The organism is Paenibacillus sp. FSL P4-0113 (genome assembly GCF_038009305.1).
Lineage (GTDB): Bacteria > Bacillota > Bacilli > Paenibacillales > Paenibacillaceae > Paenibacillus > Paenibacillus polymyxa_D.
The window spans coordinates 483,419-496,298 of record NZ_JBBPAZ010000001.1 but is presented as its reverse complement, the minus strand read 5'-3'; the positions used below and the strand labels follow the sequence as shown (position 1 = coordinate 496,298).

The following is a 12,880-nucleotide window of genomic DNA, read 5'->3' as shown; positions in this document are numbered from 1 at the left end:
CTATATAAAAATATATATACATTTCCAATGTGATGGTATATTCTAGTAAAAAAAATACTCATATAAAAAATATGACCTACTGGAGGGACAGGCCTTGAAGAGACTATTCGCTTTAAGTTGTGCTTTCTATCTGTTAATCGGCGTCACCAGTGTGGTGCTTGGGGCATTACTGCCGACTTTACTATCTCACTATGGACGGGGGTACAGCGATGGTGGATTACTGCTGTTCCTGCAGTTTTTCGGATTTCTTGTCGGTGTTCTGCTCACCCCCTTCATGGCTCTGCATCTGGGTCGCAAGTCCATGTTATCCATAGCCCTGGGTAGTATCGTGGCAGCGTGCATTATCTTGGGTGTACTACCCTCATGGAATTGGGTCATCGCAATGGCCATCTGGGTTGGTTTCGGCTCAGGCATCATTGAATCGTCCATCGGAGCGTTTACCATTGAGTTCACGGAGGAGCAAAAAGCCGTGGCCATGTCTAAGCTGGATGTCTATTTTGCACTTGGTGCACTGCTTATTCCGGCGATCGTTAGCCTGTATATCTGGCTTGGAATGTGGAATCTAACCTTTTACACCATCTCCCTTCTCACTTTTGTCTTAGCGCTGTTGTGGCTTACCATGCCTACATCCGCCTCCTCTCACCTTACCCAAGCAGACATCCGAACTACTGAACGTTCAGTTGAACAAGCCCGTTACTCTGGACAGCATCGTGTATTGCTAGGAATCTTCATTATATTCTTCTTTGTTTATATGGGTCTTGAACTGGGGCTCATGAACTTCCTACCTTCTATTCTGACAGAGACGCTACATCTTCAAGGATCCGTAGCCTCGCTGGGTGTCAGCGTGCTTTGGATTGCAATGATCATTGGTCGTATGTTCTCAGGAAGGATTGCAGAGTCAGCAGGATATATTCCTTACCTGCTATGGAGTGCAATCGGTACTTTCTGTTTCCTAGTTGCCATGGTGTTTATATCCAGCCAATGGGCTACATACCTTATAATTTTCGGTGCAGGTCTATTCATGTCTGGACTCTTCTGTATCGCGCTTGTCTATGCCAACGTGCTGATTCCAGGAATGACCGAGCGGACGACCAGCATTCTGATTGCGTCGGGCGGAATTGGCGGCTCGGTGCTTCAATATGTAATTGGCTGGAGCATGAGCGAATGGCCAGTGGCGGCTAGCCTCTGGATTTTAGGAGGGTTTACTCTGATTTTGCTGCTGGCACTTATTCTCACGCATCTGTGGAATGATCGGGGCAGCCGAGTCGTTGACTCTCTTGCCCATCAGGGCAAGGAAGGATGATATTGTTTTAGTTCTTAGGGGAGGTGAGGCCTATCGCAGAAGCACCGGATTATGCTCCCTTGTCCATGAGGGCAAGGAAGGTGGATTTCTTATTTTGGGGAGGTGAGTTCAGCCTCGTTATGCTCTGATAGGGTGGTAGACTTTATAAAGATGACTTAATAAGAATGTATATTCTGATATGGAGGGGAAATATCGTGCATACGTTGACCAAAGAACGTTTCAGATATGGTAAAGGCATTACTCTAATTGACGATTCGGGTAAGGAGTATTTGGATGGCGTATCCGGCACCTTCAACTTGTCGCTCGGTTATAACCACCCTCATGTCGTAAGCAAAGTACAGGAGCAAGTCGGCAATCTTGCACACATGTCTTCTACTTTTACAGAGCCTTATGTCGAAGAAGTCCTAGATCATCTAATCCAGTATGCCCCGAACGGCATAGACGCCGGATGGATGAGAGATATTACCGGCTCCACAGCGAACGAATGTGCTGTGAAGCTGGCCCAAAAATACACCGGAGCAACCGATATCATCAGTCTGCATCTGTCACATCATGGACAAACCCAGTTTGCAACAGGCATTTCCGGTAATGCCTTTCGTCGCAAGAATTTTCCTAACTCAGTTGCAGCAAATTCTCTGCATGTGCCTGCCCCCTACTGTTATCGCTGTCCCTTTAATTCTTCACCAGACAAGTGTGGTCATCATTGTATTGACGCTATATCGGATGCCATTGAGTATGGAAGCTCAGGGTCTGTGGCCTGCATGATTATTGAACCCATTCTGGGCAACGGAGGTAATATCATCCCGCCTGCAGGATATTTCAAGCGCCTCCGTCAGCTATGCGACGAGCATGGGATGATTCTGATTGCAGACGAAGTGCAGACCGGAATTGGGCGGACAGGTTACATGTTCGCAAGTGAACTGTTTGACATCCAACCGGATATTATTACTCTCGCTAAGGGTCTGGGCGGTATTGGAGTCCCGGTTGCGGCGGTATTGATGCAGTCTCGTCTCGATGTCCTGGAGAAGCACGAACATTCCTTTACTTCGGGCAGCAATCTGATCTCGGTCACGGCAGCCAAATCCACATTGGAGGTTGTAACCGAGCCTGGTTTTCTGGAAGCCGTCCGGTCTAAAGGAAGCCTGCTCGGATCCCTGCTGACGGAGATGGCCGACAAGTATGATTGCATTGGTGAGGCTCGTGGCGTCGGACTGATGTGGGGACTGGAAATTGTAGACGAGGACGATGCCCCGGATGCAGTGAAAAGCAATGGGATTATCGATCGCGCATTTGAGGAACAACAATTAATTCTGAGAGGTTCCCGTTACGGTTATGGGAATGTGGTCAAAGTCAGACCTTCCCTCACGGCTACCGAAGATGAGATTGTCGAAATTGTTAAACGGCTTGACGCCGTTCTTGCTACCCTTCACTAACGATCTACCCAATAAGCAAAAGGAGGAATTATACATGCTCGCACTTGTATATAAATCAGCTTGGGATGTCGCACTTGAGGAAAGACCTATCCCGGAGATAAAAAAAGATAACGATGTACTCGTCCGGATTCGGGCAACTGGCGTATGCGGTACGGATCTAGGTATCATCAGTGGCAAATATCATGCCGTGCCTTCTACGATTTTGGGGCACGAATCAGCGGGGGATGTGATCGCTGTAGGACCAGCCGTCAGTTCACTGCAGCCTGGAGACCGAGTGGTGATTGATCCAACTTACTACTGCGGCCAATGCGAAATGTGCCGGACAGGAAGACAAAATCATTGCACACACAAATCCGTAACCGAGACCGGAGTCAGCGCAGACGGTACGTTCACCGATTATTATGTGACTGAGGACCGTTTTTTGTACAAGTTGAAGGACCATATCAGCTACGAAGAAGCGACGCTGACCGAGCCGCTGAGCTGTATGCTGACCGGAATCAACCAGATTAACCTGCTGCCGAACTTCACAACCGTTATTATAGGCGCAGGTCCGATCGGGATTCTGTACAGCTATGCTCTTGCTTCGAAAGGCGTAACTGGTTGCCTTGTTGACATCTCGGAGGAACGGCTCGCCATAGCAGATTCTATTGCTCCCGAACGGTGGTCCGCGCACGCCACACTGGAATCGGCCATTCATAAGCTGGCTCCGTTAAAAAATCAGGTGGACATGATTGTGGACACCACAGGAGTGGTCGGCACTGAGGTACTAAGCCAGCTTGCGAGCGGCGGGTATTTGATGCTGGTGGGGCTGAGAGATGGGATAAGCTCGTTTAATCCGAAAGAGGTAGTTGACCGTAGCCTTAAAATCATCGGTTCGATTGATTCTCTGGGCACGTTCTCCACGGCGCATTACCTGATTGAGCAGCAAATCATTCCCGCCAAAAAAATCATTACCCACTCGTATCCGCTGGATGACTACCATGAAGCCTTTAAGACGCTTGGATGCAATATCAGCGAGCGGACACTTCAGCCCTCGTCTCAGGCGATCAAGATTGTGCTGCAATCTAGTGGCTCCGACAACTAAATTTAGCTACTAACAAGGGGGAGAATGGACATGACGAGCATCCATCATGTTACACCGACGAATAATGAATGCACAGGAGACCTATCCGCGTCCGTTCCAGTCAAAGCGGTCATTTTCGACATGGACGGGGTGTTAGTAGACAGCGAACCGATCTACTTTGAGGTCGAACGCAGCTCCTTTGCCCATTTCGGTGCGCCCATGACGGAAGAAGAGCATCACACCTATGTCGGAGTGACACTCGAATCCATGTGGCGTCAAGTGCTGGACAGGCATCAGCTCACCAATACGGTGGAAGAGGCCTTGTCCTATCACCGAAAAAATGTGATGCAGACAATGATTGCACACGAGGGCCTTGCGGCGATCGATGGACTGGAGCGGTGGTTGGACTGGCTGCAAGAGAAAGGGATTCCGGTCGCGGTGGCCTCTTCCTCTCCGCGGGCGCTGATTGATCTCATTATGGAAAAGACAGGACTTGGCCGTTACTTTGACATTCGAATCACCGGTGAAGAGGTACTGCAGGGTAAGCCGGCACCGGACATCTTCTTATACGCCGCCGAGCAGCTAGGCATTGCACCAGCCCATTGCATCGTTATTGAGGATTCACATAACGGGGTCCAGGCAGCCAAAAGTGCAGGAATGTACTGTATCGGCTTCCATAACCCCGGCTCCGGCCGGCAGGATCTGTCCAGAGCTGATCGCTGTATTCTCAGCTATGACGATCTGTGGGCGATCAAAGAGAATTTGCCGTTTGATGAGCAGTTGCTTGCCAAGAGCAAGAGTCGAAACATACCGGAAGGCATACCCCCTTTATAATCATATGGAATCGTCCGATCTTTACTATGATTGAGGGTATTAAATAATGCCCCTTGGAATATACACTGGAGAATGTCATTTTTCCTTCCCTGTGTGTACTCTAAGGGGCGTGCTTTACGTCAAATCGGTATAGTTAGAACACGTACGTTTCCGGTTCAATAGAAAAAAGGGGTGCTGTTAACACCCCAAACTGGATTCAACGATATATGTCCTGCTTCATCTGAACGGTAATTTTGCGTATATTCAGCTCTTTCTGTCTTCTTCGGTAATCAGAGAACTGTAAGCCGGAATTTTAACTGTTCCTTTCTTCACCTTCACATCCTTTGAGGTGGAGAAGACCACTTTCCATTTACCCTTATCGGGATCTTTCATCTGCAAGGTAACCGGCTCTCCAGACAGGTTATGATATACATACAGTGCTTCTTTGCCTGAAGTACGTTTAAATGCGGTCACGCTGGCAGAGCCTGCTTGTATAGGTTGCAGACTGTCGCTGCGTAAAGCTTCATGTTTTTCCCTCAGACGGATGAGTGTGCGATAGCTTTCCAGCAGGGAATCATCGTCTCTCAGCTGCGCTTCCACTGATACCTCGCCTTTGTTGTATTTGGGTTTCTCCCATGTCGTTTGACCAGGGCCCTCTCCCTTGTACCAGCGCATAGGCTCACGAAGAAACTCATCAGGCTTCTCTCCCTTCATACCAATTTCTTCGCCATAATAGAGGAACGGCTGACCCGGAAGCGTTAAAAGAATGGAAGCGGCCAGCTTGGCTTTTCGCACATCCCCGCCTAGCTCGCTCATGACACGAGTCTGGTCATGGTTGCTCAGGAACGGAGCATCGAGTGCCGCCTTATTATATGATTTGTACAGTTGCAGCGTTTTCTCGGCGAATGCCGCGATACCCTGATCTCGGCCGTTTTTCACGGACTTCAAAATCGTTCCGCCCAGGTCAAAATTAAACAAGGAGTGGAGCTGTCCGTAATAAGGAGCTATGGTCTCCGGTTTGTCCCATACCTCTCCTGCCAGATATACATTTGGATTTACCTTCTCCATCTCGGAACGAAATTCACTCCACCAGGCAATGTTCTTATCCGCACCATCTTTCGTCTGTCCTCTAAAAATATGCATCGCCGCGTCAAGTCGGAACCCGTCTGCACCTTGCTGCAGCCAATACTTGCCGACTTTGATCATTTCTTTGCGGACTTCGGGATTGTCAAAGTTCAGATCCGGCATGCCCGACCAGAACGTACTGTAGAAATACCCTTCGCCATTCGGATTCTTATGCCATACCTGCTGACCCCACGAGCCCTTTTCTTCCAAATCTGTGTTCTCATCCGCCCATACGTAATAGTCGTGGAATTTGCTTTGCGGGTTGGCACTGGCCTCCTTGAACCATGGATGCTCGCTGCTTGAATGATTGATAACAAGGTCCATGATCACCTTAACGCCCTTTCGGTCCGCTGCTTTCATCAAGGTGCGGAAATCATTTAGACTCCCATACTGTGGGTCCACCTGATAGTAATCAGTTGAATCATATTTATGGTAGCTTGGAGATGGATTTAGGGGCATAAGCCAGAGGCCGCTGACCTGCAAATCCCTACCCGAATGGGGTTTTCCATCGTTTAAGTAATCAAGCTTTTGTGTGATTCCTTTCAAATCACCATGTCCGTCTCCATTCGAATCATAAAAAGAATTGATATAAATTTCATAAAATACGCCGCTTCCAGTAGAAACCGGAGGCTTATGTCCGTTCGATTCCTGCTCTGCCATTGCGCTTGAAGCGAACATCGTGAGCATAGGCACCGTTAACATGGCGGTGGACAATCTTCTTAAGCGTTTGTTACGTGTCAAAACAAATCAGCTCCTTTGATTGTTATGGGTGCGCTTTCATTATAAATAGAAACAATCCAAAAAAAGGGGATATTTATTATCTATTATGGTGGAAAATATCGATCTTATTGTTTTATCTCTGTATTGAGCGAAAAGAGGAGCAGACTCTATGTCTACTCCTCTTTTCATCCAATCAGTTCAAGAAATATATCTCAATTTAATACGTTGGGAAGCTCTGTGAAGCGAAGACTTCACTGCATTCTCACTCTTGTTTAAAATTCTAGCCGTTTCCTTTATGGAGTATCCTTGGACTAATCGCAATTCAAGTACCGTTCTTTGCTCGGTATTACTTGCCATCAAGAGAATTTGATTGACCTCCTCCTGAATTTCAAAATCAAGGATATCCCAGTGATAGTGGAGCAGCCCCTTACGTAAAATGTATTCCTCCATCTTTTTTCGTTTTCTGATTAAATCTATAGCTAAATTTTTGGCAATTCTCAAAAGGTAAAACCGAATACGATCTTGGGGCAAGTCAGGCGAAGCTCTTATAAACCGAATAAAACACTCATGCAACAAATCTTCAGCATCCTGTTTGTTATGCAATATCCTCAATAGATAGCCAAAGAGGTCTGATTTGCAAGATAAATATAGATCCTCCAGATCTTTAACATCCATATTATTGCGTATCCTTTCTGCTTTGATTGAAATCGGTACGTTACTTGATAGTCTTAAATTCATATCCCTGCTTTTTTAAATATCTTATGATTTCAGGCAAGGCTTTGGCTGTTTCTTCCTTCCCATAAGTGTCATGCATGAGTACCACTGCTTTTTCTCTAGTCCCAATATTTCTCATGAATTCACTAATTAATTGCTCAGCATTCTTACGTGCACCCTCTGCATCTTTAGGTAACACATTCCAGTCAATCTGATGGTAATCCTTATCCTGTAGTGCTTTGTCCAGTACTTCCATACCATCGGGATCATTTCTCTGCCATGTCATGTGGCCGTCTGGAAATCGAATCGCTCTTGTGGAAAAATTCTGCCCCAATATTTGCTTTAAAACTTGATTTGTTTTTTCAATATCATTCATAAAACTGCTCGAATTCACAGTCTGATTCGGATACAAATAACTGTAGTCATGTGAGTAGGTATGATTTCCGATCGCATGTCCTTCCTTAACCAATCTTTTTGTTATTTTTTTAGTCACTTCATTTTCCTCTACTGCTTTTCCTACCACAAAAAACGTTGCTTTCACACTTTCTTTTTTAAGAATATCTAATATTTTAGGCGTTACGGTAACCGATGGACCATCATCAAAAGATAAATAGACTACTTTTTTACCGTCGATCCCCTCAGGTCGCTGCCCTTGCATTTGCTGATTTAAGTACTTTTCAACAAATGCTGCATCTTCAACATCCGAAACATTTTGTAGAGAAGATTCGCTCCCTTTGGATTTGTTATTTAGTTTGTCGGTTGATACTGATTCTATTTTTTCTGCATATTCAATCGTTTTTACTGGCTGTGGTTTACTACTGAAGATGTCAAAGAGTTTTATAATCATTAGAACCATACAAATGAGAATAATAAACAGTAGTCTTCTTCTCTTCCTCTTCATTCGATGAGCTCTGGTTCTATTTTGCACATAGCTTTTTTCCATAGTATATATTCCTCCAAAAATCTAGAAGCAGTTCACGTTTTATGTTGCGACCATGTGCCCATTCAATTATTCGTATCTCAATGCATCTATTGGTTTTAATCTTGCTGCTTTATAAGCCGGATATACCCCAAATAGAATGCCTGTACCTGCAGAGCTAAGAAACGAATATAGGATCGGCGAGATTGTAAATTCAATGGTCATGCGTGCTGTTGCTTCGATTATTTTGGAGGCGCCTACGCCTGTAACAACCCCGAGCATCCCCCCTAGCAGACCAAAAATGACCGCTTCGGACAGGAATTGAATCATAATATCTCTTGGCTTGGCACCAATAGCTTTTCGAATACCAATTTCTTTCGTGCGCTCTATAACCGACACCATCATAATATTCATAATTCCGATTCCCCCTACCACAAGTGAGATCGCAGCTACACCTCCCAGCAAGCTGGTCATGATATTATCTACACCGGATGCTGCACCTGCTGCTTCGGACAGACTCATTACTTGAAATTGATCCGGTTCCGAAGGTTTTAGCTGATGCGTCACACGCAAGCTTTCCAATATGTCTGATTGAGCCTGACCCATCAAGCCTGGTGACTTGGCGGATACCTCCAGACCAGTAATGTTTTTCTCACCCAGACGGTTCATCATGGTTGTAGCCGGGATGTAGATTTGATCATTTGTACTGTAGCTTAAATTCGTAACAGGCTGAGAATTCAATACTCCGATTACTTTGAAAGGGATCTGTTTGATTTGAAACGTTCGTCCCAATACGCCTTTGGTATCTCCACCAAAAAGACGCACAACCGCTTGGCTTTCCAGAATGGCAACATTCCTACGTTTATCCATCTCATCGTTGGTAAATGTTCTGCCCTCGGCAAAGGAAAACTTTTTGGCCTTGTAAAATGAAGCAGATGTCCCTACAATGGTTGCATTATAGTTATATCGCCCCCATGCAGCTTTTGAACTGCTTGAAATACGGGGCATCATTGCTGCAATCGAACTCTTTTGTTCCAATGCCTCGACATCTGTCCACGTAAATGAGGGCAAGGTATCCTGATTTATTTCTTCCTCAGTCATTGGCATGACGGGAGCAACCAAAAGTACGTTATTTCCTAACTTATTGATTTCCTCCTTAATACTGGCCTTTGAGCCATTCCCGATGGCCATAATGGCAATCACCGCTGCCACCCCGATAATAATACCGAGTATCGTTAAAAATGAGCGCATCTTGTTGGTAGTTAAGCTGTTCATCGATACACGGATCGTTTCCATCAGATTCATAGACTTACCACCCTTGATGAAATTCGTCTATTTGCAATAGGCTCATCTCGCTCAATGTTACCATCCCGAAAGCTGATCAATCGTTTGGCATATTCCGCTACTTCCAGTTCATGAGTAACCAGGACAATGGTTTTTCCTTGCTCATTCAAGCCTTGGAACAGCTCCATAATCTCGATGCTCGTCTTCGTGTCCAGTGCACCCGTAGGCTCATCTGCCAGCAGAATGACCGGATGATTCACCAAAGCTCGGGCGATGGAAACCCGCTGCTGCTGACCGCCAGAAAGCTCGTTAGGCTTGTTATACATCCGTTCTGCAAGACCCACCATCCGAAGCGCCTCTATAGCTCTTTCCCGACGCTCCTTGGCAGGAACACCTGCATACATCATAGGCAGCTCCACATTTGCTAAAGCTGTAGTACGAGGCAGGAGATAGAATTTCTGAAACACAAATCCTAGCTTCTGATTTCTAATCTCTGAAAGTTCGTTCTCACGAGCATCCAATATGGAGTAACCATCCAGATAGTATTTACCGGTATCCGGATGATCCAGGCAACCAATAACATTCATCATGGTGGACTTGCCTGAACCAGAGGGCCCCATGATAGCAACAAACTCCCCTTCGCTAATAGATAAGTTCACACTGCGTAGAGCCTGAATCTCCTGACCGCCTACTTCATACCTTTTTTTCAGCTCTTTAATTTCAATAACGGTGTTATTGGATTGAGTTTCACTCATTGTGTCTGCCCCCCTCCACTGCCATTCGGGTCAGCACTGCTGTTCTGAGGAGGAATAACAATGGTTTCACCTTCCTTGACACCGGACTTGATTTCGGCCTGATCCGCTGTATAGACACCCAGTTTCACGGGTCTAAACTCATAATCGGCCGGATTCGCTGTGTTCTTCGCCACATATACTCCATCCACACCGCCTTCAGACCTCAAGGCAAACAATGGCACAGACAGCGCATTTTTGTGTTCAGCTAACAGTAGAGATACATCCATATTCATCCCCGGTTGCAGCCTTATGTTTTGGCTATCTAAAGACAATTCAATTTTGTATGTAGTCACATTGGCTTCCGTCACCGGCTCTGGAGAAACAAAGCGTACTTCGCCTTTAAATTGTTTGTCCGGGAATGAATTCGAGTGCATTGTCGCCTGAAGTCCGGTCTTTAATTTAGCAATATCACTTTCGTTCACCTTGGCAAGAACCTTCATAACCCCTGTGTTGGAGTTATTCATGACAATAAAAGGTGCAGTAGGACTAGTGCCCACATCGCCGTTGACCTTCAAAATAATCCCGTCCCACGGCGCCGTAACCTGTAATTTACTTAGAACACTTTTCTTCTGCTCTAATGCCGTTTCAGCCTGCAATAAAGAAGCTTGTGCAGATTGGATGTTGGAAGCTTCAGGTGGGGACTGTGCAGCCTTTAATTGTATTAATGCTGTTTTATAGCCCATTTCCGCCTCTTCGATCGCCTCAGTTTGCTTGGTCTGTGCCTTCTTGTACTGCAGCTCTGCATTGCTCATATCCAGTTTTGCCTTATCCAGATTTTGCTTGGCTGTCGCCAGGTCACTTTCTGCTGCCGCATCATTCTGAACCAGATAAGCCTGGTCATCATAATCCTTCTGGGCTTTATCCAAAGTCACCTTGGCTGCCTCCTTTTGCGCAGCAGCTTCCTCTAATTCCATCGCGTTCTTGGCTGTTTTAATCGCCATCTGTGCCTTTAAGACATTTGCTTTCTGTAGCTCGATATCATTTGTTTTGGGTCCGCGCTTGGCTTCGTCCAGTTTGGCCCTTGCAATTGCGACATTAGATTCGGCATCCTTAATTTGCAGCCTGGCATCTGAATCATCTAGTCGTGCTAGCACCTGACCTGCCTTGACGCTATCTCCTGCTTTGACATTGACAGCGACGAGCTTGGCACCCTCGATATTTGTAAAATTAATATTTACTTCCTTGGAAGCCTGAACGGTTCCAGTCACGCTAAGCGACTCGGTTATGTTAGCTTTCTGTACCTGTACGACCTGATTCGCCGGAGCCTCCACAGGTTTTTCCTGGCCCCTTTTCATGTAGAGCGTACCGCCAATTCCCGCTATAATGAGCAAGATCAGAATACCTATGCTCCTTTTCACTCTTCTTTTCTTTCTTAATACTTGTAATGAATTTTTATCTTTCTTTTCTGTTTCCGACAATGTTATATCCCCTTAAATTGTATTTTTGCTAAATCCTATACACTCCACGGCTTGTTTAAAGCATGTTGCAGCAGCGTCATTTGAACAATGAGTTCATCCATATTCCGTTCGATTTGCTTTACTTTCAACTGATTCGTGGCGACCTCCGTACCTGTTGCAAATCCACGTGCCTTTCTTTTGCGAGAAATGTCCAACACTTTACTAAGGTTCTGTAGATTACTTCGCATTTGTTCGTATTGTTCTTCATTTTGCTGTAAATTAAAGTACATACTTTTCAGTGTTTCTGCCAGTTGATCCTTGGTATTTTCCAGTCCACCTTGTGCTGAATCTACATCTATCTGTTTAATTTCATAGTCATCCGTTCCCGAGTTCCACGTGTAATATTTAATTTCCATTTTTGCTAGCTTGACTGCCTCCTCCTGTCTCCATACCGAAGGACTCGCTGAGATGGCACGCGACACTAGCGTATCCAGATTCGTGTTATCCATTTTCCGGTAAACGGGTCTGTCCACCAGTTCATATAAATTTCCTTGTGACTGTCCCATTTGTGTATTAAGCGAATCCTGCGCTTTTTGCAGTGCAGCTTTAGCAATGTCTACATTCTTTTGAGCCTCTATACGAGTCTGAATAATCGTACTTCGATCACCTGGAGAAATTTTTCCACGGTTGGCCTTCGCTTCAGCAGCTTTTTCCTCCAATAGCGCAAGCGAAAGTGCATCCTCACTACTCTTTACTTTGTTATCAGCCAGAAGTACGTCATAATAATTCTTCATTGCAGTGTAATCTGTCTGATCTTGGGCAAGTTCGATTTGCTTTTTGGATTCCAAATAAGAAACTGTCGATGAAGCATACCCCTTCCATGCTGAACTACTAGCCGCATCTTCTTCACCGTTGCCTTGACCTGCCGGAATGAAGTCCAGATTCTTGCCTGCATTTTTTAGCATAATCCGGTTGCGATCTATCGTCTGCTGGGCTTCCTTCAAGCTAAAACTATTGGATTGTGCCCACTGCTGGGCTTGACTCAGTGTTAATTTCACACTTGCTTTGGTAACCTGCTGCTGCGCCTCCTCTGCTTGAACAAAGGACTCTGATAAAGAACTGGCCGACAAGGCGAGCAGCAATAAAATGAACATACGTTTTTTCATAGATATCCCCACTTTAAAAATATGGTAACGACTAAGGTCGGTTCTTAAATAAGTTGTTATATGAATTATGTGTTTTCTTCTGTATCCCACTTGAGACCTTACCTTCTATTCGGTGCACATTCCAGAAAGGAGGAACACCGTCCTGCCCT

General features: G+C 45.6%; 11 protein-coding genes. 4 read left to right on the top strand and 7 right to left on the bottom strand.

Annotation, left to right across the window (positions count from 1 at the left end):
- The first annotated feature begins 94 nt into the window (after positions 1–94).
- The 4 genes from MKX46_RS01995 to MKX46_RS01980 all read left to right on the top strand — a co-directional run bounded on the left by MKX46_RS01995 (position 95) and on the right by MKX46_RS01980 (position 4,633).
- A complete protein-coding gene (locus MKX46_RS01995; protein ID WP_029518479.1) occupies positions 95–1,303 on the top strand; it encodes an MFS transporter in 1,209 nt (402 codons plus the stop codon).
- Positions 1,304–1,467: 164 nt separating this feature from the next.
- Positions 1,468–2,736 carry an aspartate aminotransferase family protein gene (locus MKX46_RS01990; protein ID WP_412178886.1) on the top strand — a complete coding sequence of 423 codons (1,269 nt, stop codon included), beginning with the start codon at positions 1,468–1,470 and terminating at the stop codon, positions 2,734–2,736.
- Between the two features lie 34 nt (positions 2,737–2,770).
- A complete protein-coding gene (gutB1, locus tag MKX46_RS01985) occupies positions 2,771–3,820 on the top strand; it encodes a 2-amino-2-deoxy-D-mannitol dehydrogenase GutB1 (RefSeq protein ID WP_029518481.1) in 1,050 nt (349 codons plus the stop codon).
- Between the two features lie 30 nt (positions 3,821–3,850).
- On the top strand, positions 3,851–4,633 hold the full coding sequence (locus tag MKX46_RS01980; protein ID WP_029518482.1) for an HAD family hydrolase: 783 nt from the start codon (positions 3,851–3,853) through the stop codon (positions 4,631–4,633).
- A 243-nt stretch (positions 4,634–4,876) separates the two neighbouring features.
- Here MKX46_RS01980 and MKX46_RS01975 read toward each other — a convergent pair whose 3' ends face one another.
- From MKX46_RS01975 to MKX46_RS01945, 7 genes are all read right to left on the bottom strand, one after another.
- Entirely contained in the window at positions 4,877–6,478 is a 1,602-nt protein-coding gene (locus MKX46_RS01975) for an alpha-amylase family glycosyl hydrolase (RefSeq protein WP_341070821.1), read from the bottom strand.
- 177 nt (positions 6,479–6,655) lie between these two features.
- Positions 6,656–7,132, bottom strand: coding sequence for an RNA polymerase sigma factor (locus MKX46_RS01970; protein WP_029518484.1), 477 nt, complete (start codon positions 7,130–7,132; stop codon positions 6,656–6,658).
- A gap of 40 nt (positions 7,133–7,172) precedes the next feature.
- Positions 7,173–8,114: a polysaccharide deacetylase family protein gene (locus MKX46_RS01965; RefSeq protein WP_341070820.1), complete on the bottom strand. Its 942-nt coding sequence runs from the start codon at positions 8,112–8,114 to the stop codon at positions 7,173–7,175.
- A 66-nt stretch (positions 8,115–8,180) separates the two neighbouring features.
- Positions 8,181–9,395, bottom strand: coding sequence for an ABC transporter permease (locus MKX46_RS01960; RefSeq protein ID WP_029518486.1), 1,215 nt, complete (start codon positions 9,393–9,395; stop codon positions 8,181–8,183).
- Positions 9,392–10,129: an ABC transporter ATP-binding protein gene (locus MKX46_RS01955; RefSeq protein ID WP_029518487.1), complete on the bottom strand. Its 738-nt coding sequence runs from the start codon at positions 10,127–10,129 to the stop codon at positions 9,392–9,394. The genes MKX46_RS01960 and MKX46_RS01955 overlap by 4 nt, the downstream gene beginning before the upstream one ends.
- On the bottom strand, positions 10,126–11,586 hold the full coding sequence (locus tag MKX46_RS01950; RefSeq protein WP_165150588.1) for an efflux RND transporter periplasmic adaptor subunit: 1,461 nt from the start codon (positions 11,584–11,586) through the stop codon (positions 10,126–10,128). The genes MKX46_RS01955 and MKX46_RS01950 overlap by 4 nt, the downstream gene beginning before the upstream one ends.
- A gap of 35 nt (positions 11,587–11,621) precedes the next feature.
- Positions 11,622–12,731: a TolC family protein gene (locus tag MKX46_RS01945; protein WP_029518489.1), complete on the bottom strand. Its 1,110-nt coding sequence runs from the start codon at positions 12,729–12,731 to the stop codon at positions 11,622–11,624.
- Positions 12,732–12,880 lie beyond the last annotated feature (149 nt).

What these genes read in the sequence shown, in the direction of transcription:
- MKX46_RS01990 (WP_412178886.1), top strand. Translation starts at nt 1,468, where the DNA reads ATGTATATTCTGATATGGAGGGGAAATATCGTGCATACGTTGACCAAA.
- gutB1 (WP_029518481.1), top strand. Translation starts at nt 2,771, where the DNA reads ATGCTCGCACTTGTATATAAATCAGCTTGGGATGTCGCACTTGAGGAA.
- MKX46_RS01980 (WP_029518482.1), top strand. Translation starts at nt 3,851, where the DNA reads ATGACGAGCATCCATCATGTTACACCGACGAATAATGAATGCACAGGA.
- MKX46_RS01970 (WP_029518484.1), bottom strand. Translation starts at nt 7,132, where the DNA reads ATGGATGTTAAAGATCTGGAGGATCTATATTTATCTTGCAAATCAGAC.
- MKX46_RS01965 (WP_341070820.1), bottom strand. Translation starts at nt 8,114, where the DNA reads ATGGAAAAAAGCTATGTGCAAAATAGAACCAGAGCTCATCGAATGAAG.
- MKX46_RS01960 (WP_029518486.1), bottom strand. Translation starts at nt 9,395, where the DNA reads ATGAATCTGATGGAAACGATCCGTGTATCGATGAACAGCTTAACTACC.
- MKX46_RS01955 (WP_029518487.1), bottom strand. Translation starts at nt 10,129, where the DNA reads ATGAGTGAAACTCAATCCAATAACACCGTTATTGAAATTAAAGAGCTG.
- MKX46_RS01945 (WP_029518489.1), bottom strand. Translation starts at nt 12,731, where the DNA reads ATGAAAAAACGTATGTTCATTTTATTGCTGCTCGCCTTGTCGGCCAGT.